Here is a 15207-nt window from a genome sequence, read left to right as displayed (position 1 = left end):
CGTTTTTTCGACCGACAGCATGACAGCTCGCCCCGCGTTTCCGTCTCCCGATGCCGCCGGCACGCCCGCGCCGCGCGCTCGTTCCCGCCTGCTGCGCCGCGCGGCGTTCGCGCTCGGCGCGGCCGTGCTCGGCTATGGCGCGTTCGCCGTCGCGTTTCCCGCGCGGGTGCCGACGGCGATCGGTACCGTGGTCGCCGACTGGACCGGCGCGAACCCGCATCCGGTCGTGCTGCAGCGGCCCGCCGCGCAGCCGCTGTCGGCGGTCGCGCAGCTCGGGCGCGCATTGTTCAACGATCCGTCGCTGTCGGCATCGGGCAAGCAATCGTGCGCGTCGTGCCACAGCCCCGATCACGCGTACGGCCCGCCGAATGCGCTCGACGTGCAGCCGGGCGGCCTCGCGATGACGCAGCAGGGCTATCGTCCGCCGCCGTCCCTGATGTACCTGTACCGCCAGCCGAACTTCAGCATCGGCCCCGATGCCGGCGAGAACGACGCGGCGCCCAGCGTCGCGCAGCAGGCGACGGCGGCGGCCGGCGTCGTCAAGGCGCAGAAGGTGGCCGGCACGTCGGCCGCGCCGCAACTCGTGCCGCAGGGCGGGATGTTCTGGGACGGCCGCGCCGATACATTGCAGCAGCAGGCGTTCGGCCCGCTGTTGAATCCGGTCGAGATGGCGAACGCGAGCGTCGACGATGTCGCCCGCAAGCTCGCGCAGTCGTCGCATCGCGCGCAGTTCGAGCAGTTGTTCGGGCCGCGCGTGTTCTCCGCCCCGCAGCTCGCGGTGTCGGAGGCGATGTTCGCGATCGCGCGCTATCAGGTCGAGGATCCGTCGTTCCATCCGTACGACAGCAAGTACGACCGCTGGCTCGAAGGCCGCGCGCGCCTCACGCAGGCCGAACTGCGCGGGCTGCGCCTGTTCAACGATCCGGACAAGGCGAATTGCGCGGGCTGCCACCTGTCGAAACCCGGCAAGGACGGGCTGCCGCCGATGTTTACCGATTACCAGTACGAGGCGCTCGGCGCGCCGCGCAACCGGGCGCTCGCGCAGAACCGCAACCCGGCGTTCTACGATCTCGGCGTGTGCGGGCCGTTCCGCGACGACCTGAAGGACCAGACGCAGTATTGCGGGATGTTCCTGACGCCGACGCTGCGCAATTCGGCGACGCGCCGCGTGTTCTTCCACAACGGCGTGTTCCACACGCTCGATCAGGTGATGGCGTTCTACAACGAGCGCAGCATTTCGCCGCAGAAGTTCTATGCGCGTGGTGCGGACGGCAAGGTCGACGAATACGACGACATCCCGCCGAAATATCGCGCGAACGTCGACGTGACGGACGCGCCGTTCGATCGCAAGCCGGGCGACAAGCCTGCGATGACGGCGCAGGACATCAAGGATATCGAAGCGTTTCTCGGCACGCTGACGGACGCGCCCGCGCAGCACTGAGCGCCGGCCGCGCGCCGCGCCGCATCAGCAGCGCGCGCGGATGCACAGGAATGCCGGCGCCAGCGACAGCTCCGCATGAAGCCGTTCGGATACGGCTTTCATCTCCGGCAGCGGCCTCGGTTCGACGAAGCGGTCGAGCCGCCAGCCGCCGTCGGCGACCGCGTTCAGGATGTCGCCGAGCGGCCGCCGCCACGCTTCGACGTACGGCCTCGGTTCGCCGAACCCCGACCAGTGAAAACCGAAGCGCGACGTGTCGAAGTACGTGCCGTCGCCGCGCGTGCGTTCGTCCATCCAGTCGCGCATCGGATGCGCCATCGAGAACACGAGCGTTCCTCCCGGACGCGCGACGCGCCGGAATTCGCGCAGCGTCGGCGCGAGATCGCGCACGTAGTCGAGCGCGAGCGAGCACAGCACCTTGTCGACCGACGCATCGGGCAGCCACGCGAGCGGCGCTTCGAGATCGCCTTCCCTGACGTCGACCGGCAGGCCCGCGCAGCGCGTTCGCGCGAGCGCAACCATCTCCGGCGTCACGTCGAACGCATGCACGGTCGCGCCGCGACCGGCGAGATGCGCGCTGCAGATGCCGGGCCCGCAGCCGGCGTCGAGCACCGTCAGGCCGTCGACGTCGCCGAGCAGCGCCATCGTTGCCGGACGCTCGTAAAGCGCGTTGTGCGCCTTCGTCGGCGCGAGATCCGCATAGCGTTGCGCGAAGCTCGCGTACGCGCGGCGGCCGGGCGGTTCGTTCGGTTCGGTCATGCGGCATCCGTCGGTCGACACTGGGCAGGCCGATTCTGCCCGATCGGACGACGAATGGCGACTGCCGTCACGCTTGCGTCAGGACAGGCTGTCGAGCAAGCGATACCACGCGACGCCGGCCGCGATATAGAAGCGCTGCAGCCCGTGCAACGGGATCGGCCGGATCGGCGTGACCCGGAACGGCAGCGGCAGTTGCGCATCGCCCGACAGATGCGCGGCCAGATGCTTGCCGAGCGTCGTCGCCATCGCGATGCCGCGGCCGTTGTAGCCGAGCGCGATCGTCACGCCCGGCGCGGGCTCGTGCACGTGCGGCAGGAAATCCGCGGTGATCGCGACGCGCCCCGCCCAGCGGTAGTCGAACCGGACACCCTTCAGTTGCGGATACAACAGCGTCGTCGCGCGTTCGAGATGTCGCCAGTCGCTCGGCGCGCGCGGGTCGGCGAACGGGCCTCGGCCGCCCATCAACAGGCGCCCGGCCGCGTCGCGGCGGAAGTACAGCAGCAGACGCCGCGCATCCGATGCGACCTCGCCGCCGGCGAGGATGTCGCGACCGAGCGCTGGCGCGAGCGGTTCCGTCGCGACGATGAAGCTGTTCGCGGCGATCACCGACTGACGCAAGCCAGGCCACAGCCCGTCCGTGTAGCCGTTGGTCGCGATCACGACGCGCTCGGCCGACAGCGTCGCGCCGCCGGACGTCGCGATCCGCCAGCGGCCGTCGGCGCGCGTCAGCCCGACGGCGCGGGTCAAGCCGTGCACGACCGCCCCGCTCGCCTGCACGGCGCGTACGAGGCCGCGCGTATAACTGAGCGGCTGCACGCTGCCGGCGCGGCGATCGATCCATCCGCCCGCATACGCCGGCGTGCCGAGCCGCCGCGCGACGTCGTCGCGGCCGAGCACGTCGACCGGCGCGCCGCGCGCCGCCCATTGCTGCGCACGGCGTGCGACCGTGTCGAGCATCGCGGCGGTCGGCGCCGGCTGGATCCAGCCGGCGCGACGCGCATCGCAGTCGATTCCGTGCCGCGCGATCAGGTCGAACACGGTATCGGCCGCGCCGCCGACGATGCCGGCAAGCTGCTCGCCGGCCTCGTCGCCGAATCGGCGGACAAGTTCGTCCGGGTCGTATTTCAGCCCGGGAATCACCTGCCCGCCGTTACGGCCCGATGCGCCCCAGCCCGGCTGCGCGCCGTCGATCACGCGGACGTTCACGCCGCGTTCGGCCAGGTGAAGTGCGGTCGACAGGCCCGTGAAGCCGGCACCGACGATCGCCACGTCGCACGACACGGACGCGTCGAGCGCGGGCGTATCGGCCGCCGGCGCGGCGGTCGCTGCCCACAGCGAATCGGGCCACGGCGAGTCGGGCCATCCGGGTGCCGCGTGCGTTGCGCTCATGTTCGATCCGGGTGGTCGGCGCCGTCCGACGCCAGCAGGCGGCGCAGGAATTCCTGCGTGCGGGGATGGGCCGGCTGCGTGAGCACGTCGCGCGCCGGCCCGCTTTCGCAGATGGTGCCGTCGTGCAGGAAGCACACGCGATCGGCCACCTCGCGGGCGAATGCCATTTCGTGCGTGACGACCACCATGGTCATCCCGTCGCGCGCGAGCCCGCGCATCACGCCGAGCACTTCGCCGACGAGCTCGGGGTCGAGCGCCGACGTCGGCTCGTCGAACAGGATCGCCTGCGGCGCCATCGCGAGCGCGCGTGCGATCGCGACGCGCTGCTGCTGTCCGCCCGACAGTTCCGACGGATACGCATTCATCCGGTGCGAAAGCCCGACCTTGTCGAGCAGCACGCGGGCCTGCTCGCGCGCTTGCGCGGCCGGCATGCGCCGCACGTGCACAGGCCCCTCCATCACGTTCTCGAGCGCCGCGCGGTGCGCGAACAGGTTGAAACGCTGGAACACCATGCCGACCCGCATCCGCAGTTCGTGGATCCGTTTCGAATGCGCGTCGACCTTCACGCCGTCGATCGTGATCGACCCTTCGTCATACGTCTCGAAGCCGTTGATACAGCGCAGCACGGTCGACTTGCCGGAACCGGACGGCCCGATCAGGCACACGACTTCGCCCGCCTGCACGTCGAGGCTCACGCCCTTCAGCACCGCGTGCTGCTGAAACCGCTTGTGTATCGAATCGATCCGGATCATGCGCCCCTCCTCAGTGCGAGCCGCTTGCCGAGCCGGTTCACGCCGAACATCAGCGGCAGGCCGAGCGCGAGATACAGCAGCGCGACGAGCGTGTAGACGCTCATGTTCTGGAACGTCGACGACGCGATCAACTGGCCGGCGCGCGTGATTTCCGCGACCGTGATCGTCGACGCGACCGACGAATCCTTCAGCAGCATCACCAGCGTGTTGCCGTACGGCGGCAGCGCGATGCGGAACGCCTGCGGCAGCACCACGCGCCGCATGATCATCGGGCCGCGCATGCCGATCGCGTGCGCGGCTTCGATCTGGCCGCGGTCGATCGCCTCGATGCCCGCGCGGAAGTTCTCGGCCTGATACGCCGAATACGCGATGCCGAGGCCGAGCACGCCGGCCTGGAACGCCGATAGTTGTATGCCGAGATCAGGTAGCACGAAGTACATGTAGAACAGCTGGACGATGATCGGCAGCCCGCGGATCACGTTGACGATCGTGCTGCCGGCGGTCGACACGGCACGATTGCGCGACACCTTCAGCAGCGCGAGGATCAGCCCGAGCACCGAGCTGAGCACGAACGCGCATGCGGTGATCTCGATCGTGACCACCGCACCCTTCAGCAGGATCGGCAGGAAATCGATCGCGTTCTGAAAAAACATGAGGTCTCCTATGCAACGTCCGGACAGACCGCCGCTGGGGATGCCCGCGACGCGCGGGCGATGCCGGTCGGGAAGCGAATGCCGACGCTCAGCTCATGTGCCACTTCTGCAGGATCTGCTGCAGCGTGCCGTCGGTCTTCATCTTGCGGATCGCGCCGTTGAGCTGTTCGAGCGTCGCGGTGTCGCCCTTGCGCACGATGAAGCACACCTGCCCCTTCACGACGCTCTGGTATTCGGGCACGAGCCGCACCTGGCGATTGACGCCGTGCTCGATCTGGTACGCGACGATCGGCTGGTCGGCGAAACCGGCCTTGATGCGCCCGAGCGCGACGTCGCGCATGATGTCGGCGATCGAATCGTAGGTCCGGACTTCCTTGAAGATGCCCTTCTTGTTGAGCGCATCGACGAACGCCGTGCCGACCTGCGCGCCGACCACCTGGTCCTTGAAATCGTCCATCGACGTATAGCGGCCCGGATCGTCGGCCTTCACGATCAGGCCTTCGCCGAACGAGTAGACGGTGTCGGAGAAATCGACGACCTGCTGGCGCGCGGGCGTCTTCAGCATCGCGGCCGAAATGATGTCGATCTTCTGCGTGGTGAGCGACGGGATCAGCGCGGAAAACACGGTCTGCTGCACGTCGACGCGAAACCCGGCCGACTTCCCGGCCGCCGTGATCGCATCGACCATCATCCCCTGGATCGAATTGCTCTTGACGTCGAGAAACGTGAACGGCACGCCGGTGGCCGTCGCGCCGACCTTCAGCGTGGGCTCGGCCGCAACGGCGCCCGCCGATGCCGTGGAGAGTGCGATACAGATGGCGAAACCGGCGGCCAGTGCGCCGAACCGCTTGATGAACGGAACCATGGTGACTCCTTCTCGAATAATCCGGGCGCCGGCCGGTCGCTGATCGACACTGCGACGATGACTTGATCTTAAAACGAATCAAAAACATCGCAAACAGATTTTTGCGTATCGATATTCGATACGCTATGATGCGATATCGAATCGATTCCGCCCTTCGCCATGGAAACGTCGCCCGACCAAGCAAACGATCTGCTGTTCAACCAGTCGCTGGAAAAAGGGCTGAACGTGCTGCGCGCGTTCAGCGCGAAGCGGCGCACGATGACGCTGGCGGAAGTGGCCGACGCGGCGGGGATGACGAAAAGCTCCGCGCAGCGGATGGTCTATACGCTCGAGAAGCTCGGCTACATCCGCAAGCATCCGGTCACGCGGCGCTACCAGCTCACGCCGCACGTGATGCGGATCGGCTTCAACTATCTGGCGGCCGATACGTTGATCGACGTCGCGAATCCGTTCCTGTCCGAGCTCACGAACCTGACCGGCGAAACCACCAACCTCACCGAGCCGGACGAGGATGAAATGGTGTACGTCGCGCGCTTCGTGTCGACGAAGTTCGTGCCGATCCACATGCCGATCGGCAGCCGCATCCCGATGTACTGCACCGGCTCCGGGCGCGCGTTCCTGAGCGCGTTGGCGCCGGAAGAAGCGCGTGTGCGGCTCGACGGCATGGCGCGCACGCCGCATACGCCGCGCACGGTCACGGCGCTCGACGATCTCGTCGCGTTGCTCGACAGCGCACGGCGCGAAGGTTATGCGACCAACCAGGAAGAACTGTTCATCGGCGACATGTCGATCGCGGCGCCCGTGCTCGGCAGCCAGGGGCAGCCGGTCGCGGCCGTGCACGTGGTCGCGCCGACAAGCCGCTGGACGTTCGACGACGCGCGTCGCAAGCTCGCGCCGGCGGTGATCGACTGTGCGCGCGGGATCAGCAATTCGATCCGGACGCTTGAATAGCGGCGGCGAAATGGCATACGGCGCGCCGTTGCATCGCGCAACGACGTTCGATCGCTACTGCGGCTTCGGCGGATGCTCGACCCGGTAGGTACGGTTCGGGCGCGATACGAATTGCTTCGCCGCAGCGTCCAGTGCCTTGCCGTGATACAGATCGATGCACTTCAGGAAGTCGAACTTCACATCCGCGACTTCCGGTTCGACGACCGGATTCCGATAGTCGCGAGCCAGATACTTCGCGACCAGCGCGTGAATCACGTCCGGCGCACGTTCCATGTCGTAGTAGGTCCAGTCGCGCAAAGCGCCGATGCTGCTGCCGATGTCCTTGCTCGCGCCGGGCGCCTGCTTGTATGCGGTAGCCAGGCACTCCGCGAGCACCATGTCCTTGAAGTTCTGGCGGTAAGTTCGTGAGCCGGCCTCAGGCGAGGTTTGTGCGACGTCCTTCGCCACGATCATCGCCGTTGAAACGCGATGCACGCCAACGCGGCAGCGATCCAGATTCGCCTCATGACAGGCTCCAAAATTTGCGCGATCGGTACGATACCGCGCACCCGGTTCGTTGAAGTAACTTGGCCGCGCCCCTGGATTGTCGCCTCCATCGCCATCCGCAGTCGTGCCTCGATGATCGGATCCAACCCCGACGCGGAAAAGTATTGCCGACTGTCGCCGACAGCCTCTTCGTCCATCCCCTGGTTTTCCCCGATCCTGTTCGCCTTGACTCGGCTCCGCCGATCGACAAAACTTCGCACATCACCAGTGTGATCACAGATCGCAGATCAAACCCAGGAGCCACGCCTTGCCGCCCCGTATCGTCCCGCCCGCACTGAAAGCCATCGAACAGGAAACGATGGCCGACAAGGTCTACCAGCAACTGCGCGAAGCACTGATGAGCGGCCGCTTCGCGCCCGGCCAGGCGCTGAGCCTGCGCAGCGTGGCCGAGGCGGTCGGCTCGTCGACGATGCCCGTGCGTGCCGCGCTCACGCGGCTGCGCGCCGAACGCGCGCTGGTAGACGGCCCGAATCGCGCGCTCGTCGTCCCGCCGATGACGCTCGACATGCTCGACGAACTGCGCGACGTGCGGATCGCGCTCGAAGGCTGCATCGCCGAGCGTGCGTGCGAGCGGATGACCGACGCGCAGATCGCGGCCGTGCGCAGGACCTGCGAGACGATGCAGGCACACGTCGAGGCCGGCCGCTCGCGCGCCTACCTGCAAAGCAATTTCGCGTTCCACAGCGCGATCTACGCGCATGGCGCCAGCGAAAACACGCTCGCGATCGTCGAGAACCTGTGGATGCGCGTCGGCCCGTTCCTCAACATGGTCGCGCTCGACATCCCGCACATGCGGCGCTCGATGGATGCGCACCGCGCGATCGTCGATGCGCTTGAACGTCGCGACGGCGCGGGCGTGCGGGCCGGCATCGCGCTCGACATCGGCGGCGCCGCGCACGATCTCGCCGAGACGCTGCGGGCCGAACAGACGCCGCGGACCGTGAACGCGAAGCCGTAGCGGCCGCTTGCGACGGCCGCCCGACACGCGAGCGGCCGCCATCCCACTACATCAACGATGGAGACAACCCGGCATGACAGCTTCCGACCTGCTGAAACCCTATGACGGCCTGCGCGTCCTCGTGACGGGCGGCGCGTCGGGCATCGGTCTCGAAATCGCCGACGCGTTCGCCGAATGCGGCGCGCGCGTGCACGTGTGCGACGCGTCGCAAGCCGCGATCGCGGCGCTCGCCGACCGGCCGCCGCACGCCGCGGCCGGCGCGATCAGCGCGACGCTGGCCGACGTATCCGACCCGGCCGCCGTCGAGCGCGTGTTCGCCGACGTGTCGACGCGGCTCGGCGGCCTCGACGTGCTGGTCAACAACGCGGGCATCGCCGGCCCGACCGGCGGCATCGACGAAATCGACCCCGTGCAGTGGGAGCAGACCGTCGCGATCAACCTGAACGCGCAATTCCAGTTCGCGCGCCGCGCGGTGCCGCTGCTGCGCGAAGCGAAACACGGTGGCGCGATCATCGCGCTGTCGTCGGTCGCCGGCCGGCTCGGCTACGCGTTCCGCACGCCGTATGCGGCGACCAAATGGGCGGTGGTCGGCCTCGTGAAAAGCCTCGCGATCGAACTGGGGCCGCTCGGCATCCGCGTGAACGCGATCCAGCCCGGCATCGTGCGCGGTCCGCGGATGCGCCGCGTGATCGACGCGCGCGCGCAGCAGCTCGGCATCGGCTACGACGAAATGGAAAAGCGCTATCTCGAGAAGATCTCGCTGCGGCGCATGACCGATCCGTCCGAAATCGCCGCGACCGCGCTGTTCCTGTGCTCGCCGGGCGGGCACGGGATCACCGGGCAGGCGATCTCCGTCTGCGGCAACGTCGAAGTGCTCTGACGCGTCCTGCATCGTTCATCGAAAGGAATCCATCCGTGGCCAACGCTCGCAAAGTCATCATCACCTGTGCGCCGACCGGCGCGATCCATACGCCGTCGATGTCGCCGTATCTGCCCGTGACGCCGCACGAAATCGAAACGGCCGCGGTCGCGGCCGCGCAGGCCGGCGCGGCGATCCTGCATCTGCACGCACGCAACCCGTCCGACGGCAAACCGACGCAGGATCCGTCCGTGTTCGCCGAGTTCCTGCCGCGCATCAAGGCGCAGACCGACGCGGTGATCAACCTCACGTCGGGCGGCAGCCCGCACATGACGGTCGACGAACGGCTGCAGCCGGCGCTGCATTTCCAGCCCGAGGTCGCGTCGCTGAACATGGGCTCGATGAACTTCGGGTTGTATCCGATGCTCGAGCGCTTTACCGAGTTGAAGCATCCGTGGGAGCGCGAACATCTCGAGAAAAGCCGCGATCTCGTGTTCAAGAACACGTTCGCGGACATCGAGACGATCCTCACGCGCTGCGGCGCGAACGGCACGCGGTTCGAATTCGAGTGTTACGACATCTCGCACTTGTACAACCTCGCGCACTTCGTCGACCGCGGGCTCGCGAAGCCGCCGTTTTTCGTGCAAAGCGTGTTCGGCCTGCTCGGCGGGATCGGCGCGCATCCGGAGGACCTGATGCACATGCGCCGCACGGCCGACCGCCTGTTCGGCGGCGATTACGTGTGGTCGATCCTCGGCGCCGGGCGCAACCAGATTCCGCTCGCGACGATCGGCGCCGCGCAAGGCGCGAACGTGCGCGTCGGGCTCGAGGATTCGTTGTGGATCGCGCCCGGCAAGCTCGCGGAATCGAGCGCCGCGCAAGTCCTGAAAATGCGTCAGGTGCTCGAAGGCCTGTCGCTCGAGATCGCGACGCCGGCCGAGGCGCGCGCGATGCTCGCGCTCAAGGGCGGCGACGCGGTGAATTTCTGATCGCCGGGTCCCGCCCTCAACACGAGCATCCGCAAGCGCAGTGACAAGGCGCCGGCCCGAGCCGGCCGGCGCCAGGACGCCCTTGATCGCCCCGCTCCGTTCGAGCGCCGCCGGCGCGGCTCCGTCGACTGCCCATCCGCTGCCTTGCCGCAGCGGCATTTGCCGAACGCGGCGCGCCGTGCTTGCCGTGCGCGCCGGTTCGCCCCTTACCGGAGTCGTCCGCATGTCCACTCATCACGCTCAGGCCTTGTCGTCCGCCGCGACCGACGCGAACGCGTCGCTGAACCGGCTGCTGTTCCGCAAACTCATGCCGCTGCTGATCGCCGCGTATGTGATCAGTTTTCTCGACCGCACCAACATCGCGTTCGCCAAACATTCGATGGGCGTCGATCTCGGCATTTCATCGGCCGCGTACGGGCTCGGCGCGGGGCTGTTCTTTCTCACCTACGCGCTCTTCGAGATTCCGAGCAACCTGATCATGCATCGCGTCGGCGCGCGCTTCTGGATCACGCGGATCATGATCACGTGGGGCGCGCTGTCGGTCGCGATGGCGTTCGTGAGCGGCGAGACGTCGTTCTACGTGATGCGGCTGCTGCTCGGCGTGGCCGAAGCCGGCCTGTTTCCCGGCGTGATGCTGTATCTGACGTACTGGTTCGGCCGCGAGGAGCGTGCGCGTGCGACCGGCTATTTCCTGCTCGGCGTGTGCATCGCGAATATCGTCGGCGGGCCGCTGGCCGGCGCGCTGATCGAGCTCGACGGCACGCTCGGCTTCCACGGCTGGCAATGGCTGTTCGTCGTCGAAGGCATTCCGGCGATCCTGCTCGCGTTCGTCGTGTGGACGCGATTGCCGGATCGGCCGAGCGCCGCGCCGTGGCTCTCCGCGGAAACCAGCCGCGCGCTCGAGCGCAAGCTGGCCGCCGAGCAGGACGCAGGCGTCGCCGCGCACGGCGGCCATGCGTTCGGCGCCGCACTGCGCGATCCGCAGATCTGGCTCGCGATCTTCGTGTACTTCTGCCATCAGTTGACCATCTACACGGTGATCTTCTTCCTGCCGGGGATCATCGGCGCGTCGGGGCGCCTGTCGCCGGTCGCGGTCGGGTTGCTGACGTCGCTGCCCTGGCTCGCCGCCGCGCTCGGCGCAGGCACGTTGCCGCGCTTCGCCCGCGAATCGCGTCATTCGCGGCGGATGCTGTGTGCGGGGCTGGTGATCATGGCGGCCGGGATGGTCGGCGCCGCGCATGCATCGCCGTTGGCGGGGCTGCTCTGCGTGTGCGTGGCCGCGTCGATGTTCTTCGTCGTGCAGTCGATCGTGTTCACGTTTCCGGCGTCGCGGCTCGCGGGCAGTGCGCTGGCCGGCGGGCTCGGGCTCGTGAATACCTGCGGTTTGCTCGGCGGCTTCGTCGGGCCGACCGTCGTCGGCGCGATCGAACAGACGACCGGCAATGCGAAGAACGGGCTGACGCTGCTCGCGGCCGCGCTCGTCGTCGCGGCGTTCGCGAGCCTCGCGTTGCGTCACGGGCACGAGCGCGCCGACGTGCGGTCGCGCGGCTGAAGGCCCGGCTGGAATCAAGCTGGCGGGAGGCGGGTTCCCCCCGCCCCTCGCGCCTCACGCCGTCGGAACAGGTACATTCGCGCGACGAACACAACGCCCGCGAACAGCAGCGTCGTCACGCAATATCCTATGATGTCGCGCACGGCGAGCCCCGCGATGGCGCCCCGCTGCCAAGAGCCGATCCCCATCATGCATGTGCGAGACCGTGAGCCGACGAACGCCCGTCTCGCCGCTTCTCTTTCGGCAACCCCTGCCCCCCGAGGGCATGTTCACGCCCTAGCGCAGCAGCGCAACGTTCTCGTCGATTCGACGCTGAATGTCCGTCAGCGTGTCTTCTGTGATGATCCCCTCGTAGCGGCGCTTCGCAATGGCCGAGAACTGGCTGGCCACTCCGCACATTGCGTCGATCATGTCGCCGGCAGCCGCTGCGGAAAGCTCCGCTTCCTTTGCCAGTCCGACCAATGCCACCCGGTCGACCCGCAGCGCCTCGCCCATGACGTCCATTTGGTGGTAACCGCCCGGTCCCTCGCAGAATGTCACGTCGTAGGCCGGCGCGAGTTTCCACTGGCCGGATCGCGACATGACGTATGCGAAGTTTTTCGGATGATCGTCGCGATTGTTGAACGCGACATTGAAGACAGCCCGTTCCAACGCCCGCGCCTTCTCGCGTACGTCGTTGGTGCACATGTGAGTCGCGCGCAAGAAGTTCACGTAGTCCAGCGCACCCGGCGTTTTGTAGTCGGCACCGGTAAAGGCGGCAACGCTTTGCATGGGCACGCGCAGACCGTCCCGTCGATCGAAACGCCTGGACGCAAATGCCGCCATCCCGTCAGGCAAATCGAAATGCAGCGTGTCCGGGGTCTCGATGCCGCACATGCGCAAGCACTCGGCGTAGACCATTTCGATCGCGCACACCTCGGGATGCTCTTGCCGGGCCGGGAACTTGACCAGCCATGCTTCAAAACCCGCCACCGCGGCCGTGGTAAAAACGCCGGACTGCGGATCACGATAGACCAGGGCCTTCGGCCTGGCACCTTGCGGAGAGCCGCCCACCTGCAGCAGTTGATGAAGGAATTCGCCGCCCTCACCATTGAGGACTTCCTGTACCTCGGCCGCGAGCCGGTCGAGAGGAATATCCGGCTGCGGTGCCTGGATCTCGAGCGCGACCGGCTCGAACGACAGGGCGCCCATTGCGTGGTTGCCAATGTAAGCCAACCGCTCCAGCGGCCCGATGCGTGCCGCGTTGAGACCGCGGCGTTTGAACCAGCGGTCCATGAGCAACATGCCCCATCCGTCGGGCAGCGCGTCATAGACTGGGCCGGGCAATCCCAGCTGGTGGGACGGAAAGTCCTTGCGCAGCCTCGCCCCATGCAATGGGAGCGCATAAGACGACAGTTCCAGCCCCCTCTTGCGCGCGTCATCGCTATATTCGAATACGATCAACGGGCGCCCCGTGATCGCCGTCGTAGAAACCATCGATCCCCACAGCCAGTGCTCCCCCCAGCCGTCATAGTAGACATCGATCCGCTCGATCATTTCTGGTTGCCCCTCTTGACGCGCTGACGTTTGGCACTTTTTTCATACCGGTGAACGTCTTCCAGGCTATCGAGCTTCGGCAGGAACAGTCCTTCGAGTTCCTTGCTTCGTCCCAGGACCATGGCTACACGAACTACCGTCTCGAGGCTCACATTGCGTCCGGCTTCCAGATTGGACACGGTATTGGAACCCACGCCGGCACGCGCGGCTACGTCGCTCTGCGTCAGTTGCAACGCCAGCCGCTCCGTGCGAAGCCTGGCGCAAAGCAGCGTGACGATTTCATTGGGCTTGCGAAAACTTAATTCCAACATAGGGGGGCTTCCGGCGTGATATCTCTCGTAACTCACAATATCACAGAGTTATAGAAGGGATGTACTTAGAAAATATAATTCCCTGATGTTGTATCTTATGGGGAGAATTTCCCGGATAATCCCCTCTGAAACGGAAGTGATGCGTCAGCGATGCATGCGCTTCCCGTACCCACCCGTCGCCCTCCAGATACGCCACGTCGTGGATGGATCGCCGCGCGCATCGATGCGTACTCGAGCCCTGGCGTGAGCCCGCTAGCGAGCAACCGCCTCCGGCGTGCCGACGGCCGCGATCGCGGTCGCTCGCCGCTCCGCCAGCTTCTGCGCAAGCCGATACGCGACAAGCGAACCCGCCACTGCCAGCAACATCGGCACGAGGCTGTCGTGATTCGCACGCGTGAATTCGAGCATCAACACGACGGCCGTGATCGGCATCTGCATCGATGCGGCGAGAAACGCGGTCGCACCGATCAGCGCGCATCCGCCGAGCGATGCGCCCGGCCACACGGCGCTCCACAATCCGCCGAGCACGACGCCGAGCAACGCGCCGTTCGCGAGACCCGGCGTCAGCAGCCCGCCTTCCGCGCCGGCCCGCAGGCTGCCGGCCTCGATCAGTACCTTCAGCACGAGCAGCGTCGCGGCGAAGCCGATCGTCAGCGTGCCGTCGAAACCCAGCGCCGCCGGGCCCTTGCCGTTGCCGAGCAGTTGCGGAAACCCCATCGCGAGCACGCCGATCACCGCGAAATTGAGCAGCGCGAACACCGGCAGCCGCCAGTCCTTCGGCGCGTTCGCGCGCGCGCGGCTCGTGAGCCGCACGAAACCGTACGCGGCGAAACCGAACAGCGGCCCGCAGACGATCGACCATGCGACGAGCGGCGTGCTCAGCACGAACGCCGGCACCGTGTACTGATGCTCGTTGCCGAGGCCGATCCATGCGACGACCGCCGCGATCGCGGACGTCACGACCGCCACGATCAGCGCGCGCAGTTCGAACGTGCCGAGCAGCACCTCGAGCACGAAGATCGCGCCGCCGAGCGGCACGTTGTAGACGGCCGCGAGCCCCGCGCCGGCGCCGCACGCGACCATCAGCCGGCAGTCGTCGGGCGTGAGCCGCGCCGCATGGGCAAACCGCCCGGCGAGCAGCGAACCGATCTCGCGCGGCGCGACTTCGCGGCCGAGCGGCGAGCCGAGCGCGACGGTCACGATCTGCAACAGCGCGTGAACCGTCGTGCTGACGAACGGCATCCGCGGATCGGCCGCACGCACCGCCCGACGGATGCTGACGAGCGGCCGGCCATACCGGTAAAGCGCCCACCAGCCGCCGCCGGCGACGATCCCGCAGACGGCCAGCACCGCGACCCGGCGCAGCGGCTCGGCCGCGGTCACGCCAGCGAGGAAGCTCTCGGACCCGATCACGTGCGCGACGCTGTAGCCGTACGCGACGTGCTGGATCGCATGCAGCAGCAACGCGAGCAGCATGCCGCCGAGGCCTGCGCCGATGCCGGTCAGGACCGTGACGACGGCCATGCGCGCGAACGGGCTGGCGGTCGGCGAAGCAGCAGCGGGAGCGGACGGAAGATCGAGGCGCATGGGATCGGCGAACGAAGAGGAAAAAGGACGGCGCGCAAGTGGCACGCCGTCGTCAGGACCGA

The 15207-nt window shown here is 67.2% G+C and carries 14 protein-coding genes and 2 pseudogenes; 6 read left to right on the top strand and 10 right to left on the bottom strand.

What is annotated here, in order from left to right:
- Positions 1-19 precede the first annotated feature (19 nt).
- Positions 20-1441: a cytochrome c peroxidase gene (locus HWX76_RS32470; protein ID WP_050011090.1), complete on the top strand. Its 1422-nt coding sequence runs from the start codon at positions 20-22 to the stop codon at positions 1439-1441.
- Between the two features lie 24 nt (positions 1442-1465).
- Here HWX76_RS32470 and HWX76_RS32465 read toward each other — a convergent pair whose 3' ends face one another.
- The 5 genes from HWX76_RS32465 to HWX76_RS32445 form a co-directional block, all read right to left on the bottom strand.
- Positions 1466-2197 (bottom strand): class I SAM-dependent methyltransferase, encoded by a 732-nt coding sequence (locus HWX76_RS32465; protein WP_050011019.1) that lies wholly within the window; start codon positions 2195-2197, stop codon positions 1466-1468.
- A 78-nt stretch (positions 2198-2275) separates the two neighbouring features.
- Positions 2276-3586, bottom strand: a complete 1311-nt coding sequence (locus HWX76_RS32460; RefSeq protein ID WP_050011018.1) for an FAD-binding oxidoreductase — start codon at positions 3584-3586, stop codon at positions 2276-2278.
- A complete protein-coding gene (locus tag HWX76_RS32455) occupies positions 3583-4338 on the bottom strand; it encodes an amino acid ABC transporter ATP-binding protein (RefSeq protein ID WP_176016889.1) in 756 nt (251 codons plus the stop codon). Before HWX76_RS32455 ends, HWX76_RS32460 begins: the two co-directional genes overlap by 4 nt.
- Positions 4335-4991, bottom strand: coding sequence for an amino acid ABC transporter permease (locus HWX76_RS32450; RefSeq protein ID WP_050011016.1), 657 nt, complete (start codon positions 4989-4991; stop codon positions 4335-4337). Before HWX76_RS32450 ends, HWX76_RS32455 begins: the two co-directional genes overlap by 4 nt.
- Before the next feature lie 88 nt (positions 4992-5079).
- Entirely contained in the window at positions 5080-5856 is a 777-nt protein-coding gene (locus tag HWX76_RS32445; RefSeq protein WP_089489349.1) for an ABC transporter substrate-binding protein, read from the bottom strand.
- A 159-nt stretch (positions 5857-6015) separates the two neighbouring features.
- On the opposite strand from HWX76_RS32445, the gene HWX76_RS32440 reads away from it, so the two are divergent.
- On the top strand, positions 6016-6807 hold the full coding sequence (locus HWX76_RS32440; RefSeq protein ID WP_176016888.1) for an IclR family transcriptional regulator: 792 nt from the start codon (positions 6016-6018) through the stop codon (positions 6805-6807).
- Between the two features lie 54 nt (positions 6808-6861).
- On the opposite strand, the pseudogene HWX76_RS32435 reads toward HWX76_RS32440, so the two are convergent.
- A pseudogene (locus tag HWX76_RS32435) lies at positions 6862-7313 on the bottom strand (type VI secretion system amidase immunity protein Tai4).
- A 287-nt stretch (positions 7314-7600) separates the two neighbouring features.
- Between HWX76_RS32435 and HWX76_RS32430 the strand changes: the two are divergent.
- From HWX76_RS32430 to HWX76_RS32415, 4 genes are all read left to right on the top strand, one after another.
- A complete protein-coding gene (locus tag HWX76_RS32430; protein WP_050011012.1) occupies positions 7601-8311 on the top strand; it encodes a GntR family transcriptional regulator in 711 nt (236 codons plus the stop codon).
- 73 nt (positions 8312-8384) lie between these two features.
- Entirely contained in the window at positions 8385-9191 is an 807-nt protein-coding gene (locus tag HWX76_RS32425) for an SDR family oxidoreductase (protein ID WP_050011011.1), read from the top strand.
- Between the two features lie 35 nt (positions 9192-9226).
- Positions 9227-10159 (top strand): 3-keto-5-aminohexanoate cleavage protein, encoded by a 933-nt coding sequence (locus HWX76_RS32420; protein WP_050011010.1) that lies wholly within the window; start codon positions 9227-9229, stop codon positions 10157-10159.
- A gap of 223 nt (positions 10160-10382) precedes the next feature.
- Positions 10383-11711, top strand: coding sequence for an MFS transporter (locus HWX76_RS32415; protein ID WP_050011009.1), 1329 nt, complete (start codon positions 10383-10385; stop codon positions 11709-11711).
- Positions 11712-11725: 14 nt separating this feature from the next.
- Here HWX76_RS32415 and HWX76_RS32410 read toward each other — a convergent pair.
- The 4 genes and pseudogenes from HWX76_RS32410 to HWX76_RS32395 form a co-directional block, all read right to left on the bottom strand.
- Positions 11726-11872: pseudogene (locus HWX76_RS32410) on the bottom strand (TIGR00366 family protein); the annotation flags it as partial.
- A 115-nt stretch (positions 11873-11987) separates the two neighbouring features.
- A complete protein-coding gene (locus HWX76_RS32405; protein WP_176016887.1) occupies positions 11988-13247 on the bottom strand; it encodes a type II toxin-antitoxin system HipA family toxin in 1260 nt (419 codons plus the stop codon).
- Complete coding sequence (locus HWX76_RS32400) at positions 13244-13555, bottom strand: helix-turn-helix transcriptional regulator (protein ID WP_332371493.1); 312 nt, start codon at positions 13553-13555, stop codon at positions 13244-13246. Before HWX76_RS32400 ends, HWX76_RS32405 begins: the two co-directional genes overlap by 4 nt.
- A gap of 255 nt (positions 13556-13810) precedes the next feature.
- Entirely contained in the window at positions 13811-15145 is a 1335-nt protein-coding gene (locus HWX76_RS32395) for a chloride channel protein (RefSeq protein WP_176016886.1), read from the bottom strand.
- Positions 15146-15207 lie beyond the last annotated feature (62 nt).

The sequence above is a fragment of the Burkholderia sp. BCC0398 genome, from assembly GCF_902833245.1.
In the GTDB taxonomy this organism is placed as follows: domain Bacteria; phylum Pseudomonadota; class Gammaproteobacteria; order Burkholderiales; family Burkholderiaceae; genus Burkholderia; species Burkholderia sola.
Note: the sequence above shows the minus strand (reverse complement) of the source record. Positions and strands in the feature narration are given on the sequence as shown.

Excerpts from the sequence above, each read along its gene's own strand:
- HWX76_RS32450 (WP_050011016.1), bottom strand. The coding sequence starts at position 4,991 with ATGTTTTTTCAGAACGCGATCGATTTCCTGCCGATCCTGCTGAAGGGT.
- HWX76_RS32470 (WP_050011090.1), top strand. The coding sequence starts at position 20 with ATGACAGCTCGCCCCGCGTTTCCGTCTCCCGATGCCGCCGGCACGCCC.
- HWX76_RS32425 (WP_050011011.1), top strand. The coding sequence starts at position 8,385 with ATGACAGCTTCCGACCTGCTGAAACCCTATGACGGCCTGCGCGTCCTC.
- HWX76_RS32415 (WP_050011009.1), top strand. The coding sequence starts at position 10,383 with ATGTCCACTCATCACGCTCAGGCCTTGTCGTCCGCCGCGACCGACGCG.
- HWX76_RS32405 (WP_176016887.1), bottom strand. The coding sequence starts at position 13,247 with ATGATCGAGCGGATCGATGTCTACTATGACGGCTGGGGGGAGCACTGG.
- HWX76_RS32395 (WP_176016886.1), bottom strand. The coding sequence starts at position 15,145 with ATGCGCCTCGATCTTCCGTCCGCTCCCGCTGCTGCTTCGCCGACCGCC.
- HWX76_RS32455 (WP_176016889.1), bottom strand. The coding sequence starts at position 4,338 with ATGATCCGGATCGATTCGATACACAAGCGGTTTCAGCAGCACGCGGTG.
- HWX76_RS32460 (WP_050011018.1), bottom strand. The coding sequence starts at position 3,586 with ATGAGCGCAACGCACGCGGCACCCGGATGGCCCGACTCGCCGTGGCCC.
- HWX76_RS32440 (WP_176016888.1), top strand. The coding sequence starts at position 6,016 with ATGGAAACGTCGCCCGACCAAGCAAACGATCTGCTGTTCAACCAGTCG.
- HWX76_RS32445 (WP_089489349.1), bottom strand. The coding sequence starts at position 5,856 with ATGGTTCCGTTCATCAAGCGGTTCGGCGCACTGGCCGCCGGTTTCGCC.
- HWX76_RS32465 (WP_050011019.1), bottom strand. The coding sequence starts at position 2,197 with ATGACCGAACCGAACGAACCGCCCGGCCGCCGCGCGTACGCGAGCTTC.